This window comes from Chryseobacterium sp. HNCC26DJ238 (assembly GCF_057180465.1).
Genome location: NZ_JBXUGI010000022.1, coordinates 1 through 18,477, shown reverse-complemented (window position 1 = coordinate 18,477; position 18,477 = coordinate 1). Strand labels below are relative to the sequence as shown.

The window sequence follows — 18,477 nt, the reverse complement described above, 5'->3', positions numbered from 1 at the left end:
CCTTTCAATAATATATTGAAAGGCTTTTTATTGTATTGGGTTTCCCGCTTTGCGGAGAGAGAGGGATTCGAACCCCCGGACCTGTTACAGTCAATAGTTTTCAAGACTATCGCAATCGACCACTCTGCCATCTCTCCTTAAACTCCGATGATATCTTCGTTTTTGGTGGTGCAAATATAATATGTTTTTCTTAATCTTCAAAATATATTTTTACATTTTAAAAACAAAAGATGAATGTTTTTGTTTTCAGGTTCAGAAATGTTGAAGTGCGGGTTGAAAATTCCGGGCAAAAAAATATCCCGAAAAAATCGGGATTTACAGTGAGCCAACTACGGGACTTGAACCCGTGACCTCTTCCTTACCAAGGAAGCACTCTACCGCTGAGCTAAGTCGGCATTAAAAGAAAAAAATCACGCTGTGATAGGGTGATTTTTTTGAGCGGAAGACGAGGGTCGAACTCGCGACATTCAGCTTGGAAGGCTGACGCTCTACCAACTGAGCTACTTCCGCAATTTTGTTTCCAAAATTATTGGTAAACGCTGCGCAAACTTAGGAAAAACCTGTATAATCTGCAACATTTTTTTAATATAAAATGTGGGGAGAGCAGGATTCGAACCTGCGAAGCCGAAGCAACTGAGTTACAGTCAGTCCCATTTAGCCACTCTGGAATCTCCCCAGATATTTTATATTAAATTGAGCCTCCAGAGGGACTCGAACCCACGACCTGCTGATTACAAATCAGCTGCTCTAGCCAACTGAGCTATGGAGGCAATTTACATAAAAACTGAAAGCTATCAGAGAAACTCTACTCTGTGCTGCATCAGCAGTTAAAAAAAATCACGCCTGAAGGTGTGAAATTGAGCGGAAGACGAGGGTCGAACTCGCGACATTCAGCTTGGAAGGCTGACGCTCTACCAACTGAGCTACTTCCGCAATTTTGTTTCCAAAACCATTGGTAAACGCTGTGCAAACTTAGGAAAAACCTTTTAAACCTGCAACATTTTTTTTAATATAAAATGTGGGGAGAGCAGGATTCGAACCTGCGAAGCCGAAGCAACTGAGTTACAGTCAGTCCCATTTAGCCACTCTGGAATCTCCCCAGATGTTTTATATTAAATTGAGCCTCCAGAGGGACTCGAACCCACGACCTGCTGATTACAAATCAGCTGCTCTAGCCAGCTGAGCTACGGAGGCAAAAATTAAAAAGATTTCAAAAAACGATTGTTCCTTTTTGCGAGTGCAAATATAGAACAGATTTTTTGAAATCTCAAACTTTTTTAGAAACTTTTTTTAATTTATTTTCTAAGCCAATTCTTTTTTCTTGATTAACAGTTTCTTAGCCGCATCAACGCACTGGTCTAAACTTTCTTCAAAACTTGTACCTGTCTTTTTTACGACAATATCTTCACCGGGAACAACCAAAATGAGTTCCGTAGTTTTGTTGGCTCTATCAGAATTGTTTTCCACTTTCAAAAACACTTTGCATTCCTGAAGCTTATCGTAAAAGGTGTTAAGCTTGCTTACTTTTTTGTCAACATGTGACTCTAACGGTTCGTGCGGAGTTAAGCCGATTGCTTGTACTGAAATCTTCATAATTCTTCTTTTTTAACAGCTCTTGGATGAGCCTGATTAAACACTTTTTTCAACTGTTCTATATTGGCATTCGTATACACCTGCGTACTTGCGAGACTGGAATGCCCTAAAATTTCTTTTACTTTTGATATCTCTGCCCCGTTATCCAAAACATGCGTTGCAAAGCTGTGTCTCAGGATATGCGGACTTTTCTTTTGCTTTGAAGTAACAAGACTAAGGTACTTATTAACGGTTACATAAACAAATTTTTCGGTCAGTTTTTTTCCCTTTCTGTTGACAAAAAAATACTGATGAAAGCCTTCCTGAGGTTTTCTGATTTCTTTATAAAGCATCAATAATTTTGCCAAGTCAGATGAAATCGGAATGTAACGTTCTTTATTTCCCTTACCCAAAATCTTCAGCTGCTCACCTTCCAGATTTACACTTTCAAATATTAAGCCACAAAGCTCTGCCTTCCTGATCCCGGTCTGGTACAGAACCTCAATGATGCATTTTTCAAGAATATCGTCTGAATGGTTCAAAATCGTATCCTGAAGCGTTCCCATTTCTTCCTCTGACATGGGAATCTGTTTTTCTGCATAAAATTTCAGCGAGCTGACGGCATCGACCGGAGAAACTTCGATTTCACGGATTTTGAGAAGGAACAGGTAGAAACTTCGCAGGGAAGATAATTTTCGGTTGATGCTTCTTTTGGAAATATCACGCTCACTGAGATCAACGATAAAATTCCTGATTGTTTTTTTATCGGCTTTTATAATATTTTCAGATCCTTCTGTTTTCAGATAAAAAGCATAGAAATCATCAAGATCCTTCCGGTAGCTCGTAATGGTGTGAGGCGAATACCTCTTTTCAAGTTGTAGATAGTCTAAAAACTTCTCCCGCATGGCATATATATAAAACAAAAAATCACTTCTCAAATATAACTATTTAAGAAGTGACGGAGTATGTGTTTAAGAAAATTTCTTAAGCCTGTTCTTCCTTGCTTAATCCTCTTTGCTTATAAGCAGCTTTTAATCTTGCTTGTCTAAGAGTTACAGAAGGCTTGATAAAAGCTTGTCTCGATCTTAACTGACGAACTGTACCAGTTTTATCAAATTTTCTTTTGTATTTTTTCAGTGCTCTATCGATGGATTCACCATCTTTTACAGGTATTATTAACATAATTTACATCTCATTTTGGATTGCAAAAATAGAACTTTATTTCGGAGTAGCCAAATTATTTTTCAAAATTTTCAAATAAGCTTCAGGCTATTAATACATCCATTTTTCCTAAATTTGAATAGTTAACTTTAAAATATCATCTAAACCACACAACTTATGAAAAATTATCTTTTAAAAAAAGTATTGAGCTTTATTGTATTACTATTTATTTGCCAACTTGGAATTGCACAGGTTGGGATCAATACAACCACACCTAATCAGGATGCTGTCCTGGACATCACATCTTCCAACAAAGGATTCCTGCCTCCAAGACTTGCACTGACCTCCACTTCACAGGCCTCCCCGTTAAACCAGCACGTTGCAGGAATGGTTGTCTATAATACAGCCATCCAAAACGGTTTATCAGAAGGGCTTTATCTTAATGACGGGACAAAATGGGAAATCCTGAATGTGGTTTCAGAAACTGAAGGTTCTGTCCTGACGAAAACAAAATACAGGGGAAGAAATCTTGCCGTAAACGGATACGACAAGCCTACCCTTCACGTCCCATCCATGAATATGGAGTTCAGATTCGCTACCACAGCCGGATCTACTTATCTTGAAGTCCGGTTATTGTCAGCACCTTCTGCAGATGTCACCTATTACGCCAACGAACACTGGTTTGGAAACAACACGGGCGGAGGAAAACAATCTGTCACTTTTACTCCAGATAATTGGAATACATGGTCAAGAGCGCTGTCCAACGGTGTATGGAATAATTCATGGGGATATCAGTATCAAATTTCCACAAAGGACGGAGTCGTTCCGGGAAGCAATGACCTGCTGGCCGGAAACTTCTACGGCTTTAATAATTACGGAAACGGCGCAGGCGCAGAGCAGGAAATGTATGTGCTTGCATTCGAACAGTATTAAATTTTCTGATTGATACAGAACCGATGTAATGACAGTGCCGGATAATTATTCAGATACTGTCATTACATGATTTTCCAGGCAGTTCTCAATAATTAGGATTTCCGGATGAACGTATTTGAACAAAAATCTGTATCTTTGCCTTTACTAACACATGGGGTTGACTGGTTTCGACAGCAAGATCAATGGGTAAGTAAGCATGCAGAGAACCGTAGTGCGATCTCTTTAATCCCTTGCTACAAACTTTTAACTGGCAACGAAGAGTTCGCTCTTGCAGCTTAATCCGAATAAAGTAAGATTTCAAGCGTTTTCCCGAAGATAGTAAGGAAGCAGGATGTCTCACAAATGCTCTGTTCTGCGGCGTTTGATCCTGAGATATAGTAATGCAGGAATAAGGTTTTAGACGCTTTGGCTAAAACTCGAAAACCTCAGAAGATAAGCCGGAAGTTGGGTGTTTGCTCTCTGCCTCCGGTCGAAAATCAACAGTAAAATAAGCATGTAGAAATCTTATGTATTGCTTGTTTGGACGAGGGTTCGAATCCCTCCAACTCCACAAACTTTAATTCCGGACACCTTTAGGTGTCCTTTTTTATCGTCATATCCAACCAATTACACGCAAATCCGCATTAATTAAAATCAAATAAAATTAACTAAACGTAAAATATCCGCCCCCCTCCCACCCCTTTCTATTATCTTTATAGAGATAACTATGATGATTGTAAAATGATACATGTAAGTTTCATATTAAAAGAAACAAATTCTCAAAAAACTTCAGTAATTCTACATTTCCGATATGACAATAAGACAGGAAAAATTTTTGCAAAAGTTCCAGGGATTATTTTTTCGTTGATTCATGGATTGATTCAGGTTGTTATTATCCTTATGACAACAAAATAAGATTATGTAGATTATATAAAAACAGGTTAATCCAGAAAGTCAATATATTCCTAAAGTAGATATCGAAGTTACTGTACCGGAACTTTACAGAACTTATGAAGCCAATGAAGTTTCTGCGGACGAGCAATACAAAGCAAAAAGATGGTGATTACAGGTATTCAATATTGGGAAAGATATTCTAGATATTCCTTGAAAGTAGATTATTTCCAGTCTGTCAACTGTTATTTCTCGGATAAAAATAATAAAATCATTTCCCAGATCAGTAAAGGTCAAAAAGTTACCATTGTTGGGGAATGTGCAGGACTTACATTGACTGATGTGGTTATTCAGGATTGTAAATTGTGGGAACGATAACTTATTAATCACAAATAGGAATGAAAAAGATATCTAAAATTACACTGACAGCGGATAATGGAGTTTTTAAATATCTAATTCACGATATTTCACAAGCTATGCTATATAATAAAGAATTGGAGAAATTTAAAATTATTTTTTTAGCAAAAATAATAGAAACTCAAATTATCATTACAGAAAAAAAAGGTTTCAAAGTCATTCCGGAAGACTGGATCAAAATACAACAGTTTTTAGATTATAAAACAGTTGATTTGGTTTTTACAAAGATTTTGGAATTATTTTTTGAAAGTAATTAAATACAATTTAATCTTGCACGGTTTCCCGTAATTAAAATAGAAAAAATAATTTTTAATTCGCATTTAACAGAATCTAAATTTTTGTATATTAAAAATAAAAAAATATCAAAAAAAATGCATGGAATATTAAGCGAAAGTCAAAATTCCCAACATAAAAAGCTACAAGAATTCCTCAATTTTTGGTCTTTGGATAGAATTCAAACTATGAAACTAGAAGACTACACAAATGTTGGAAGCCAAAATACCTTTTGCTATTGGTTAGAGTTTGAAACTGAAATTTTAGGAAGAATTGGAGGCAAACCTTCTAATAAATTTGGTATATGGAAAAGAAAATCAAACGATCCTATAACTTCTAAAAATTTCCTTTATGATGACGATTATGCATGGTATAAAAAATATGGAAATAATTCAAAAGAAGCATTTGACACTGTTAAAAGAATAATAATTGAAATTATCAAGCATTGTAAATCTAGACAATTTCATGAAATTGACAATATCGATTTAGATAGTCTTATTCGTTGGAAAATAGCCTTTATATATTCGGAATATAATTTAATGCCGATTTATAAAAAAGAGATTATTAGGAATATTGCCAAAAGTTTAGATTATGAATATTATAAAAAAGATAAACTTTCGAATATTCACAGTTTTATAGTTTCACAAAAACCAAATGATGAGGATATTTTTGCATTTTCCGGACGAATGTATCAAACTGCAACTACTAACTTATCCAGAAGTTATTATTTAATTGGTTCTAAGTACGCAGATGAAGATGAGAATGATGTGGTTGACGTTTCAGAGCTAATGTATGATAAAGAAGTTATATGTACTGGCTTCTTATGGGGCATAAACTTTAATGATCTACTTGGCAAGGAACATAACATCATTAATAACTGGATTGACGAAAATATTATTGATAAATCCGGAAAATATCAGACAGCAAAAAGAACATTAAATTATTTTTTAAATATAAAACCTGGTGATTTGATAGCTGTTAAATCCCACGGTAGATTTGGAAATCTAACAATTATCGCTTACGCAGAGGTTATTGAAAAATTAGAATATAATTTTGATGATGATGATTTGGGGCATACAATAAAAGTTAGATTTTTAGAGAAAAACTTATGGATTGATACAGGTTTGACCTATGCACAAACCATTCATAAAATTACTCCTTATGAAAGGGATAATCATTTTGAAAAAATTTTTGGGGCTTATGTATTAGAAAATAATTTTACTGAAAATGATAGTGAGGAAGAAATATTTTTAGATGATGAAGAGGATGAATATTTAGAAGAAGATAGAATAAATGATAAAGAAATTAGTGATTATATTAGAAACACTTCATCTTCTCAAATTGTCACCAGAGTACATAATAAAGTTCAAATTGATTTCGCGAAAAAATTAAAAAAAATATATCCAACTGACTCTGTCAGAACTGAGCATAAAAATATAGATATAAAAAGGGAAAACACTTATGAAATCCACATATATGAAGTAAAACCATATAATTCAGTATATTCTTGCATTCGTGATGGCATAGGTCAACTGATTGACTATTCGTTTAACAATTCAAAAGTGAATAAAAAAACTTATTTATACATCGTGGGAGTAGGTATGCCTGATAATAACGAATTGAAATTTATAGAATATTTAAAAAATATTTTAAACATTGAATTTAAATACCTTAATGTCAATGATTAATAGATCCGTAATATTTTTTTGCAATGTTAATTTTTTTTAAAAAATTTGAATCCCTCAAAAAATCAATTATATTTACGAGTTAAACTAATTTATTGAAAATGCATAAATTAAAAGCAGTAGATTTCTTTTGTTCGGGAGGCGGTATGAGTTATGGAATGCAAGAGGCTGGCATACAAATTCTTGCAGGAATAGACATTGATAATACTTGTAAAGAAACATATAAATCTAATATAAAAGGGGCGGAATTTATTCATGCTGATGTTTTTGGTTTACATGAAGAATATCTAGAAGAACAATTATCATTAAAAAAAAATGATGATGAACTTGTTTTAATCGGCTGCAGCCCTTGTCAATTTTGGAGTATAATTAATACGGATAAGAAAAAATCTAAACAGTCTAAAGACTTATTAAAAGAATTCAGACGTTTTGTGGAATATTTTAATCCAGGTTATGTAGTAGTGGAAAATGTACCTGGAGTTCTCAGAAAAAAACGGTCAAGTGGTTTAGGTAGTTTTATAAAATGGCTAGAAGGAAATAACTACAAAGTTCATTTTAATGTACATGAAGTAAGTGAATATGGAGTTCCTCAATATCGAAAACGATTCACTCTAATTGCAAATAGAATAACGAAATATGAAATAACTCCAATAGCTTCAACAAATAAAAAGATTACCGTTAGAGATGTGCTTGGTGTACATAATGGTTTTCCTAAAGTACCACATGGAAATAAAGATAAATCTGATTTTTTACATACTGTTGCACGACTAGAAGAAATAAACTTAAAAAGACTAGAACTCACACCTAAAAATGGAGGAGATAGACTGAATTATGTATTTGATAAAGAGCTAGCACCAGCTTGTCATTATGGTAAACTTGATGGCTTCAGAGATATTTATGGGCGTATGTGGTGGGATCGTCCATCACCAACTATAACAACAAAATTCTACAGTATGTCTAATGGCAGATTCGTACATCCGGAAGAAGATCGCGCTATTTCCTTACGTGAAGGAGCTGTCTTACAATCATTCCCTAAAGAATATAAATTTATAGGTACTAGCGTAGCCCGTATAGCAAGAATGATCGGTAATGCAGTACCACCAAAATATGCTTTCTCAATTGGTCAAGCAATAATTCAAAATCATACTAATGCAGTTTAGAACAAAAGCCAGAGCTGTAGATTTATTGGGTAAAGGACAAATCGCTGATTTACCTACCGCCATTACCGAGTTATGGAAAAATGGCTATGATGCATATGCCGATAATTTAATCGTCGATTTGTATAAAGAGGGATACAATGGGCTTTCAAAATCTTATTTTGTAATTTCAGACGATGGGAAAGGGATGTCTGGAACTGATATTTTAGACAAGTGGTTAGTACTTGGGACAGATTCAAAATCGAGAGCTGAAGTAGATGTAGAATCTGAAGATACATTATGGAAAAAACCACGTATTAAGGCCGGAGAAAAAGGTATCGGGCGTTTATCAGTAGCTTATTTAGGTAACCCAATGTTAATGCTCACTAAGAAAATCGGCTTTCCATTACAAGCAGTATATTTTGATTGGAGACTATTAGAGAATTATAATTTATTTCTGGATGATATTATTATTCCAATTAAATCTGTAGAAAAAATAGAATCACTGATTATTGATTTCTCTGAGCTAAAGAAAATGTTCCTAAAGAATTTTGATAGGGAAACAGATTTAGATAATAAACCAATTTGGGAAGGAAAACAAAGAGAACTAAAATTTGAAATTGTTTTAGAAACAGAAAATTCTTTGCTAGAAAATGCCCTTCTAAATAGAATTTCTTCATTTTTCGAATTGAGTGATGCGCATGGAACAATGTTTATAACATTTAACCCAATTGACCAAATTTTAGCACTTTCAGAAAAAGAAGAAGATGATGATTTGGATGACCGAAAATTTATTATTTCAAGCTTAACAGGTTTTACAAATCCGTTTAAGGATACTGTAATAAAAATTGGAACGGCATTTAATATTCATAAAAATTCGGAAACATACAATTTGCTTACATCACAAGGTGTATTCTTCAGTAAGTCTGACTTTAGTTTAGCGGATGTTTACATCAAAGGAGAGTTTGATGGAAAAGGCAGTTTTAGTGGGAAGATTAGGATATATGATGAAGAAATTGATTATACATATACTAACCCAAGAAAAAAAGACACTCGATCTATTTATGGTAAAATCCCAATTGAGCTAGGTTACTCGCAAGGAAACAGAAATGAGTCAATGCAAGATCAATTATCATTTGATAAAATTGGAGATAAAGTCAAAAATTATGGTGGACTCTATATCTATAGAGATGACTTTAGAGTATTGCCTTACGGAAGAGAAAATGTAGATTTTTTAAATTTTGATAAAAGACGAAATTTAAGAGCAGGGGACTACTATTTTTCTTACAGAAGAATGTTTGGTTATTTAGATTTAAAAAGAGAAACAAATCCTAGTTTACAAGATAAATCAAGTAGAGAAGGGTTGATTAATAACGCTCAATATAGAGCATTTACAAATGACGCAATAGGTTTTTTTATAAGCCTAGCCAAAGATTACTTTCAAACAGATCCAAAATTCTCATTATTTAGAGATAAGCAAAAAGAAATAAAGGACGAAAAGGAAGCGTTAAAAGCTGATAAAGCTAGAGAAAAAGCTGAAAAGATTGCATTTACTAAATTATTAAATGAATATCCAAAAAAATTAGATGAATATCAAACTAAATATGAAAACCTCCTAATCTCTCTAGATGAAAAACTGAATAATATTAATGTTACATATTCGGAGGTGGAAGATATTTTAGATAATCTTCAAAAATTGGATTTAGAATTTAAAGGTTTAATTCCTAAAACACCCAAAAGGTACAAACCTACCGAAACACAAAAAGAACGACTATATAAATTTGAAACTCGCCTAAACACATATAGAGAACAAGTTATACCTAGAAGAGAAGAATTAAATAAAAAAGCACAGGATAAATTAGAAATTCGAGATTTAAAGTTAGATTTTACAAAAAAATATAATAGATATATTGCTTCTCTTGAAAAATCACTTAACGATTATAGGCAACAACTTGATGAAAAATCCTCTGCACTAATTAAAGATTATAGAGAAAGAACAAAAAGATTAGTAAACTCTCTGTCGGAAAATAAAGATAGAATAATTGCCAATTTAGTATCCAAACAACAGGTAAATCAATTTACAGAAGAAATTGAAAGTCAATACAATAAAATCATAGAGGAAGCAGAAAAAACATTATTCCCTTTAGTTGAACACATAAAACGTTTGACTTTCGACATTGATGAAGAACAGATCCAAGGAGCTTATAAAGCTCAATATGATCAAATGAAATATCAATGGGAGCAAACCAGAGATACAGCCCAATTAGGAATTGCAGTTGAAATTATTGATCATGAATTTAACCAATTATATGCAAAAATAAATGGTCAGTTAGAGGAATTAAGTGGAAATAAAGTGGTCAATTCAATTAAAGAGTTTGGATTTTTAGAAAAGAATTTTAAGCAATTGGAGGATAAATATGCATTACTTTCTCCTTTATATAGGATTTCTGGCGCATTAATTAAAGATATTTCAGGAGAAAAAATTTACAATTATTTACTTGAATTTTTTGAAAATCAGATTAAAGAATATAATATAGAATTTGAAGTATCAGAAGATTTTAAGAATCATTCTATTACTATTAAGGAGCCTGTAATCCATACTGTATTTATTAATATTATTAATAATGCCATTTATTGGATGCGCAATAAAGAACAGCGCATAATTAAACTGGACTATCTAATAGATACAGAGAAAATTATAATAGCAAATTCAGGAGAAAAAATACCTGATTACAGATTAGACAAAATTTTTGAATTATTTTATTCTCAACGTCCAAATGGAAGGGGTATCGGACTATATTTATCAAAACAAAGTCTAAATGAAGCAGGATTACAGATTTCTGCCACCAACGATAAAAAACTTAATACTTTAAACGGAGCATGCTTCGTTATTAATCCAATAACCATAGAAGATGTATAATCAAAAAGCATTTGATATATTAAATTCATCAATTAATTCTGCTGTTTTTATTGATGAGAAAGCCAAAGATTTTTATTCAGGAACTCCAATTAATACTAATATTGTTGAAGAAAAATTATCCGGCGATTTGTTTAAAACTTTCAAAGAAAATGGGAAAAGTTTAATTGTTCATAAATTTGAGAAAGAGCATTTAAAAGACACTTCGTTAATAAATTATTTGTTTTCGGGAAAAGATTTAATACTATTAGATTGGGAGCTTGATGACAATGATGGACAACAATATTCACTTGAATTACTTTCTAAATCAATCAGAGAGCCCAATATTAACTTTTGCTGCATATATTCAAGATCAACAAATTTTAATAAGATACCTCTCTACTTATCTGCATATTTTTCTGGTTTGCAAGAAGAAGAAATTGAGAGTATAAAGAATGAATATTCCCATTTAACAATAGATGAAATTGATAAATTTTATAGTAACCCTAAAAATGATATTGATTCTTTTTTTAACGATAATTTAATAATTATAGATCAATTTCCAGTTGCTAGATTTAGGGAGAAACCCAAAAAGATAATACTTGAGTTAATTCATATCTCTATTGATAAGGATAATTATTTTTTTCAAAAGGAATCAAACTTCAATTATGAAGTTATTTATTCTGGAGAAGATTCTTTTATTATTAACAACACCTTTGTACTTACAATAAAAAAAGAAAAAGATGACTCAGATTATAAACATTTGATAAAAAGAATATCAGATGAGATTGTAAAAAATAAAAGCAGTTTCTTTCAATTGCTAGGATTAGAAATGCAATCTGTTTTTAATTCAAATGAACGATTTATAGATGAAAATATATTAAAGTCCTCGACAGAAGCCCTTTTTCAATTTAGGAACCATTTAAATGACGACAAAACATTTGGAACTATTATTAAAAGGTTGCTAATTGAGCAAGCAACATTAAAATTAAGGACTGCAAAACTAGAGCTTCTAAATCCAGAGTTCTTAGATTTTAAAAGTCAAGAACTACAAAATAAAGTTCCAACTACTGACGATTTATTTCAGCTAAATGTATTTTATAATTCTGCGATTGTAAATGGTTTAGATCAAGATAGTATACCAAATTTAAATTTCGGGGATGTATTTATTGATGAAAATGGTCTTTATTATTTGTGTGTAACAGCTTTATGTGATTGCTACAACCCTAATAAAATTCAAGGAAATTTTTATTTTGTAATAGGAAAAGTTCTAAAAAATAAAGATTTAGCTCTTAAGCTTGGAGATACATCATTTATTAACTTTTTGCCTAATAATACAGCAGTTAATTGGGGGAATATGGAAAGTGCAACCTTTGCTGAAATTGACAAGCAAAAAAACGGAGAATCTATGGAATCTTATAGGGTTCGTAAATTAACAAATGAAATCGAAGGATATAAACAGTTTCTATACAAACCTTTCTATATTAAACCACAAGTTTTTAATGTGGAAAATAATAAGTTAATAGATAAAAAAATAACAATTTGGGATCTTTCCAATAAGTATACTAAAGAAGAAATTAATCAAGATATTAATCGCTTTAATTTAACCTATATTACTACATTAAGAAATGATTATACTCAGCGTATTGCCAACCATGCTTTTGGACATCCTGCAAGAGTTGGAGTTGATTTCGTAAAAATTAAGTAATGTTTGAATTAGATAAAACATATACAAATAAAGATATTTATATAATATTATCTGTTCCTATAGAGCAACAAAAAGGAGCATGGGATACCGGATATCGGGAATATAGGGACAGTATATATATTTTCGCAAATGTTGGTATTCCCGGAAGAACAGGAAGTAACTACAATAATTTCTGGGAAGGAGATTTATTTCATTGGGAGGCAAAAACAAATTCTAATATAAATCAGCCATTTATTCACAAGATGACAGAAAATAACTACCTTTATAATATTCATCTTTTTACCAGAACAGACAATTCACTACCATTTACATATGAAGGTGTAGTAACCTGTCATGAATTTTTTGATACGATTCCAGTTAAAATAGTTTGGACTTTTGATACTAATTTCTATAATTTAAATACACAAACAAAATTGCATGAAGGAGCAAGGCATCAAGTTACTTTAAACAAATATGAACGAAATCCTCTTGCTAGAAGAATATGTATCAACTACTATGGTTATAAATGTCAGATTTGTGATTTTGACTTTCATATAACTTATGGAGAATTTGGGAAGGATTTTATTCACGTTCATCATATTGTTCCTTGACTGAAATTGAAGAAACACATGAAATTAATCCTATTAAAGATTTGATTCCAATATGTCCAAACTGCCATGCTATCATTCATAGAAAGTCAGATGTATTAAAAATTGATAATTTAAAACTAATTCTAAATAAACATGATAGAAATTCAAAACATTAACAGCAATAAACTTGAAGATATAATTAATTTACTGTTGAATGAGCAAGAGCAACCGTTTGAAATTTATTTTCCCAAATGTACTGTACTCTATTCAAGTACAAATGAAGATATCGCCGATGATTATGCAAGATTAGCTTACGTCGGTCATAGATTAAATCAGTCATCAGATCATATAAACTATGAAGTAGTTTACCCAAATGATCATGACAGCGTGTTATTTGAGGTAACTACGAAGAACTTGAATCAATTAGCTGAATTATTATTAGAATTATCTTATCTATATGAAAATAGTAATGAGGAAACCAACCAAGAATATAATTATTGGGATGACGTTTATCAATATATAGATGATATAGAATGTGGAAAACATAATCCTCATTGCCCAGAATTTATTGAAATTTATACAGAGTACATTCAACAAAATTAATAGAGAAAAGGGATAATGTCTGACATTTTTTCATCTGAAAAACGATCTGAAATTATGTCAAAAATTTCAGGAAAAGAAACCAAACCAGAAATTTTGGTACGGAAGTTTTTATTCGCTCATGGATTTAGATTCAGAAAAAATGATAAAAAACTTCCAGGCAAACCTGATATAGTTTTACCAAAATACAAAACTATTATTTTTATTCACGGATGTTTTTGGCATGGACATAGTAAATGTAAAAAATCTAAATTGCCTGAAACAAGAAAAGAATTTTGGGAAGAAAAAATAAATCAAAATATCGCCAGAGATCTTAGGAATATAGAAGAGCTAAAAAATCTAGGATGGAATGTTATATTAATTTGGGGATGTACTTTAGGTAAAGATAAAGAAGAAACTCTTACAAACTTAGTAATGGATATTCGAAGTAATATTTAGTAAACTAAAATTAGTATGCCGTCAATAAAAACACCCCCAAAAACGTCCCTTTTAATTAAAAACGACTTAAAAAAAATACACAAAAACTTACAAACAAACAACTACACAAATACTAATCCGTCCAACTCCACCGAGATGAAAGGTTATGAAACCTTTTGTCAACTAAAAACTCTTTACATCATTGATGTAAAGGGTTTTTCTTCTCATTTTAATTTATTTGAGTATCTTTAAATATCACTTTGGTGGTAACAACTTTGGTGACAAATCTTTTTTATTATAAAAAACCATATTTTTTTACCTAGTTCAAACAGATTGTCACACCTTTCTTGAATTCTTTTCTCATTCTATACATCAATTTATAAATACGGCGCTAAAGTTTCGACACCACCTGAATAATGTATTAATCCTTTGTTTTTTAAATTCCTTTTCCTTTTAAAGAGTCAATTGTGGTTCCCGAATTGATGCATTTAAACTCTGAATGATAATGGCTAAATTTCCTATCGTTTTAAGTTTGAAATTTCTAAAATCACGATCATCCTTATTTTTTAGTTTATCCCATTTTTTAATCTTCCCTAAAAACTGGAACATTTAAAAATATAGTTTTTAAATTTAACAGACCTCCCCACAAAATCCATCATCAAAAAAATTTTAAATCCCCTTCCCATGTAACAAACTCCCCCACCCAGCTGTCTTAACTATAACACCCAACCATAAACCAATGCAACGATCTCTTAATAACATCCAGACAGCCTTACTTCTGTTAACCTTAACATTATCACAGCTATGGTCAGCACAAACCACTTCCGACAGCATTGATCACTTTATTAAAGAAAAGATGACCCAGCTGAATATTCCCGGACTTCAACTGGCGGTTGTGAGAAAGGGAAAATTAGAGAAATCCGGGAAGTATGGCTTTGCGAGTTTAGAACATCAGGTGGCAACGGATTCAGAAACAACTTTTTCGATCAACTCGATGACGAAAGCCTTTGTCGGAGTCGCAATGATGCAGTTACAGGAACAGGGAAAATTAAATGTGAAAGACCCGATATCCCTTTACATTGATGATATCCCCAATGAATGGAAAGCAATCAGGATCGAACAGCTGCTCAGCAACACGTCCGGGCTTCCCAATAATATCGATGAGAAAGAACAGGTGCTTGGTGACGGTACCGAAGATATGAATTGGGAAACGGTCAAAAAACTTCCTGTGGAATTCAAACCAGGTGATAAGTTCAGCTATAACCAAACGGGATATTATATTTTGGGGAGAATCATTCTTAAAGTGAGCGGTCAGCATTTTACGCAATTCATTGAAGATCGTCAGTTCAAACCCTGCAGCATGACCTCTACCCAATTCGGAGACTCCAATGATATTATCCCCCACAATTCAAATTCTTACTCAACGATATTTAATGATAACGGAAAATGGATCAAAGACGGAAACCTTCACAATTCTTTTGCGACCTTCCCAGTATTCTTCAGAACTGCTACAGGGATCATTTCCACTGCTGAAGACCTGAGCAAATGGCTCATTGCCCTGCAGAGCGGAAAATTGCTGAAAAACCAGGCAAGTCTTGACCAAATGTTGTCACCGATAGTGCTGAACGATGGAAAGATCGGCGGATTCAATCCACTGACCAATGGCTATGCATTAGGCTGGCCGACCGTAACCCGGGATGAGCATCCTGCTGCCGCGCCGGTGGGTGGTATGCGGTCCGCACTCTTTGTCTATCCTCATAATGATTTGTCCATTATCGTTTTAACGAACCTTCAGGGTTCCAACCCGGAATGGTTCATTGATGAAATTGCAGGATTCTATATCCCGGATATGAAAGTGAAAAATGGTTTCGGACTGAGCAAAAATCTAAAATTGTTCCGTCAGCAGCTCATCAAAAGTAATTTTCAAAATGTCGAAAGCATTTATAAAAAGCTGAAAAAAGACAATAAAAATTTCACCCTGGCGGAAGATGAAATCAATTCATGGGGCTATCTGCTTTCCGGACTCGAAAAAAAAGAATGAAGCGCTACAGATCTTTAAATTCAACACCTTTTTATTTCCTGACAGCGCCAATGTCTATGACAGCTACGGAGAACTCCTTGAAATGCTGGGAAACCGAAAAGAAGCCATCATCAATTATAAAAAATCGCTGCAACTGAACCCCAACAACACCAACGCAACTGATTATTTACGGGATAAAAAATAGGATGAAATGCGATATTTTTTTTCTGTAAAAAAGGATATTTACAGGATATTTTTTAACTTTACCATTCAGATATTTAACGGGATTGCTTATTTGAAGCTTTTAAATTGAATAAACACTATGGAAAAGAAGGTACACCACGGAAAAAACGTAAAACGCTTCAGAGAAATGCTGGGAATCAAACAGGAGGCTCTGGCTTTTGACCTAGGCGATGACTGGAATCAGAAAAAAGTATCTCTTCTTGAACACAAAGAGGTCATTGACGACCAATTGCTGAAAAGGATTTCCGAAGTCCTACAGGTTCCTACAGAAGCATTTCAGAATTTCGATGAAGAGAATGCGGTGAATATTATTTCCAATACTTTTACAAATAGTGACAGTGCTACAGGCTTTGTAGTCAACAACTACAACCCCCTTGATAAAATGATCGAATTGCACGACCAGAAGATTGCGCTCTACGAAAGAATGCTGAAAGAAAAAGAAGATATGATGGACCGGCTTGAAAGGCTGATTAATAAATAAAAAAGAAGCAGGCTTATCTTTTGGGTTGAGCCTTTTTTTTGACCTTTTTTATAGAAGTTTGAATGGTACAATTCTTTGTGTTTATAAAAATATGCAATTTCCTCATGAACTAAACCGGGATTCTCTGGGTTTAGATTCCTCCGGAAAGACAAACTGTGCGCTGAGAGTTGAGCCTGTTTACTATTTAAATTGATTCTGTTATTTTAATATGACTGAAAGTTAAGCTAATTTTAAAAATCCGTCAGTTCGAGTAGAATTCTGAAAGAATTTGTATCGAGAACCAGTGAACTTAAAAACAAAATTTGTCCATTGTTCAGGAATTCTCGATACGGTTTTCTGCAAAAACCTACTCGAATGGACGCGTAGAATCTTTGTATTTCATCGAATCTTGGATTTCCAGAGGAATCTCAACAGCGAATTTTTAATAAAACTAGATTAGTCGGAAATTAATCAGTGATAAGCGATGCGTAAAAAACTTCACTATTTAAATTGATTCGATATTTTCAAACGCAAAGTTTTATTTAAATAACGCATCATTAAAGGATCAAAGAAATGAAATCAATGAAATTGATTTTTATAAAGCTAGCTTCATCAGCGGCTATGCCGCCCCTCTTTGCTCCTTAAAATTGAGCAGCTTGCATGATAAAACTTTGCGTTAAGAAATTTAATTATGCAATTTCATGATAAACTGGGATTCTCTGTGTTTAGATTCCTCAGGAATGACAAACTGTGCGCTGAGAGTTGAGTCTGTTCTGTGGATATTGAAAGTAAATTACAGATTTTCATTCAATAATTCCGACAGCCTCTCTGTCATTGATTTTATCGAATCTTCGATTTCCGGAGGAATCTCAACAGCGAATTTTTAATAAAACTAGATTAGTCGGAAATTAATCAGTGATAAACGATGCGTAAAAAACTTCACTATTTAAATTGATTCGATATTTTCAAACGCAAAGTTTTATTTAAATAACGCATCATTAAAAAGCAAAGAAATGAAATCAATAAAATTGATTTTTATAAAGCCAGCTTCATCAGCGGCTTGGCCGCCACTCTTTGCTCCTTAAAATTTAGCAGCTTGCATGATAAAACTTTGCGTTAAGAAAATTTAATTAGGAAATTTCGTTATAAACCAGGATTTTCTGGGTGTAGATTCCTCCGGAAATCGAAGATTCGATGAAATCAAAGAAAAACTGTGCGCTGATAGTTGAGTCTGTTTACTATTTAAATTGATTCTGTTATTTTAATATGACTGATTTAAAAATCCGTCAGTTCGAGTAGAATTCTGAAAGAATTTGTATCGAGAACCAGTGAACTTAAAACAAAATTTGTCCATTGTTCAGGAATTCTTGATACGGTTTTTTCAAAACCTACTCGAATTGACGAATCTTTGTATTTCATTGATAAGTTTACGCCTTTGTTTATCTTAAAAGCATAAAGCTGTAGAAAAAAACTTTGTCTTGCCTTGCGTTAAATCTAGAATAATTAAAGGAGCAAAA

The 18,477-nt window shown here is 32.8% G+C and carries 17 protein-coding genes, 8 tRNA genes and 1 other RNA gene; 14 read left to right on the top strand and 12 right to left on the bottom strand.

The window, feature by feature from the left end:
- Positions 1-52: 52 nt before the first annotated feature.
- The 11 genes from AC2A07_RS17850 to rpsU all read right to left on the bottom strand — a co-directional run bounded on the left by AC2A07_RS17850 (position 53) and on the right by rpsU (position 2,754).
- Positions 53-137: transfer RNA gene (locus AC2A07_RS17850), tRNA-Ser, on the bottom strand.
- Between the two features lie 186 nt (positions 138-323).
- A tRNA-Thr gene (locus tag AC2A07_RS17845) sits at positions 324-395 on the bottom strand.
- Positions 396-437: 42 nt separating this feature from the next.
- Positions 438-510: transfer RNA gene (locus tag AC2A07_RS17840), tRNA-Gly, on the bottom strand.
- Positions 511-595: 85 nt separating this feature from the next.
- A tRNA-Tyr gene (locus AC2A07_RS17835) sits at positions 596-676 on the bottom strand.
- Positions 677-696: 20 nt separating this feature from the next.
- Positions 697-770 (bottom strand) — tRNA-Thr (locus AC2A07_RS17830).
- 90 nt (positions 771-860) lie between these two features.
- Positions 861-933: transfer RNA gene (locus AC2A07_RS17825), tRNA-Gly, on the bottom strand.
- An 86-nt stretch (positions 934-1,019) separates the two neighbouring features.
- Positions 1,020-1,100 (bottom strand) — tRNA-Tyr (locus AC2A07_RS17820).
- A gap of 20 nt (positions 1,101-1,120) precedes the next feature.
- Positions 1,121-1,194: transfer RNA gene (locus tag AC2A07_RS17815), tRNA-Thr, on the bottom strand.
- Positions 1,195-1,302: 108 nt separating this feature from the next.
- On the bottom strand, positions 1,303-1,593 hold the full coding sequence (locus tag AC2A07_RS17810; protein WP_314498643.1) for an HPF/RaiA family ribosome-associated protein: 291 nt from the start codon (positions 1,591-1,593) through the stop codon (positions 1,303-1,305).
- Complete coding sequence (locus tag AC2A07_RS17805) at positions 1,590-2,477, bottom strand: tyrosine-type recombinase/integrase (RefSeq protein WP_484051532.1); 888 nt, start codon at positions 2,475-2,477, stop codon at positions 1,590-1,592. The genes AC2A07_RS17810 and AC2A07_RS17805 overlap by 4 nt, the downstream gene beginning before the upstream one ends.
- A gap of 79 nt (positions 2,478-2,556) precedes the next feature.
- Positions 2,557-2,754, bottom strand: a complete 198-nt coding sequence (rpsU, locus tag AC2A07_RS17800; protein ID WP_034702010.1) for a 30S ribosomal protein S21 — start codon at positions 2,752-2,754, stop codon at positions 2,557-2,559.
- A 156-nt stretch (positions 2,755-2,910) separates the two neighbouring features.
- On the opposite strand from rpsU, the gene AC2A07_RS17795 reads away from it, so the two are divergent.
- The 14 genes from AC2A07_RS17795 (at position 2,911) to AC2A07_RS17730 (ending at position 16,981) form a co-directional block, all read left to right on the top strand.
- Positions 2,911-3,666: a hypothetical protein gene (locus AC2A07_RS17795; protein ID WP_484051499.1), complete on the top strand. Its 756-nt coding sequence runs from the start codon at positions 2,911-2,913 to the stop codon at positions 3,664-3,666.
- 153 nt (positions 3,667-3,819) lie between these two features.
- Positions 3,820-4,219: a transfer-messenger RNA gene (gene ssrA, locus AC2A07_RS17790) on the top strand.
- Between the two features lie 482 nt (positions 4,220-4,701).
- Positions 4,702-4,914, top strand: coding sequence for an OB-fold protein (locus AC2A07_RS17785; RefSeq protein WP_484051498.1), 213 nt, complete (start codon positions 4,702-4,704; stop codon positions 4,912-4,914).
- 20 nt (positions 4,915-4,934) lie between these two features.
- Positions 4,935-5,210: a hypothetical protein gene (locus tag AC2A07_RS17780; protein ID WP_484051497.1), complete on the top strand. Its 276-nt coding sequence runs from the start codon at positions 4,935-4,937 to the stop codon at positions 5,208-5,210.
- Positions 5,211-5,414: 204 nt separating this feature from the next.
- Entirely contained in the window at positions 5,415-6,914 is a 1,500-nt protein-coding gene (locus AC2A07_RS17775) for a hypothetical protein (RefSeq protein ID WP_484051496.1), read from the top strand.
- 98 nt (positions 6,915-7,012) lie between these two features.
- Entirely contained in the window at positions 7,013-8,071 is a 1,059-nt protein-coding gene (locus AC2A07_RS17770; RefSeq protein ID WP_484051495.1) for a DNA cytosine methyltransferase, read from the top strand.
- Complete coding sequence (locus tag AC2A07_RS17765) at positions 8,061-10,967, top strand: ATP-binding protein (protein WP_484051494.1); 2,907 nt, start codon at positions 8,061-8,063, stop codon at positions 10,965-10,967. The genes AC2A07_RS17770 and AC2A07_RS17765 overlap by 11 nt, the downstream gene beginning before the upstream one ends.
- Complete coding sequence (locus tag AC2A07_RS17760; RefSeq protein WP_484051493.1) at positions 10,960-12,651, top strand: response regulator receiver domain; 1,692 nt, start codon at positions 10,960-10,962, stop codon at positions 12,649-12,651. The genes AC2A07_RS17765 and AC2A07_RS17760 overlap by 8 nt, the downstream gene beginning before the upstream one ends.
- A complete protein-coding gene (locus AC2A07_RS17755; RefSeq protein WP_484051492.1) occupies positions 12,651-13,241 on the top strand; it encodes an HNH endonuclease in 591 nt (196 codons plus the stop codon). Before AC2A07_RS17760 ends, AC2A07_RS17755 begins: the two co-directional genes overlap by 1 nt.
- Before the next feature lie 132 nt (positions 13,242-13,373).
- The gene (locus AC2A07_RS17750) at positions 13,374-13,823 is read left to right on the top strand and encodes a hypothetical protein (RefSeq protein WP_484051491.1); all 450 of its coding nucleotides are present in this window, start codon (positions 13,374-13,376) and stop codon (positions 13,821-13,823) included.
- A 15-nt stretch (positions 13,824-13,838) separates the two neighbouring features.
- Complete coding sequence (locus AC2A07_RS17745; protein WP_484051490.1) at positions 13,839-14,258, top strand: very short patch repair endonuclease; 420 nt, start codon at positions 13,839-13,841, stop codon at positions 14,256-14,258.
- 718 nt (positions 14,259-14,976) lie between these two features.
- Positions 14,977-16,278 (top strand): serine hydrolase domain-containing protein, encoded by a 1,302-nt coding sequence (locus AC2A07_RS17740; protein ID WP_484051489.1) that lies wholly within the window; start codon positions 14,977-14,979, stop codon positions 16,276-16,278.
- The gene (locus AC2A07_RS17735) at positions 16,226-16,462 is read left to right on the top strand and encodes a tetratricopeptide repeat protein (protein ID WP_484051488.1); all 237 of its coding nucleotides are present in this window, start codon (positions 16,226-16,228) and stop codon (positions 16,460-16,462) included. The genes AC2A07_RS17740 and AC2A07_RS17735 overlap by 53 nt, the downstream gene beginning before the upstream one ends.
- Before the next feature lie 117 nt (positions 16,463-16,579).
- A complete protein-coding gene (locus AC2A07_RS17730; protein WP_314498712.1) occupies positions 16,580-16,981 on the top strand; it encodes a helix-turn-helix transcriptional regulator in 402 nt (133 codons plus the stop codon).
- 1,254 nt (positions 16,982-18,235) lie between these two features.
- Here the strand turns inward: AC2A07_RS17730 and AC2A07_RS17725 are convergent.
- Positions 18,236-18,379, bottom strand: a complete 144-nt coding sequence (locus tag AC2A07_RS17725) for a hypothetical protein (RefSeq protein WP_484051487.1) — start codon at positions 18,377-18,379, stop codon at positions 18,236-18,238.
- Between the last annotated feature and the right edge of the window lie 98 nt (positions 18,380-18,477).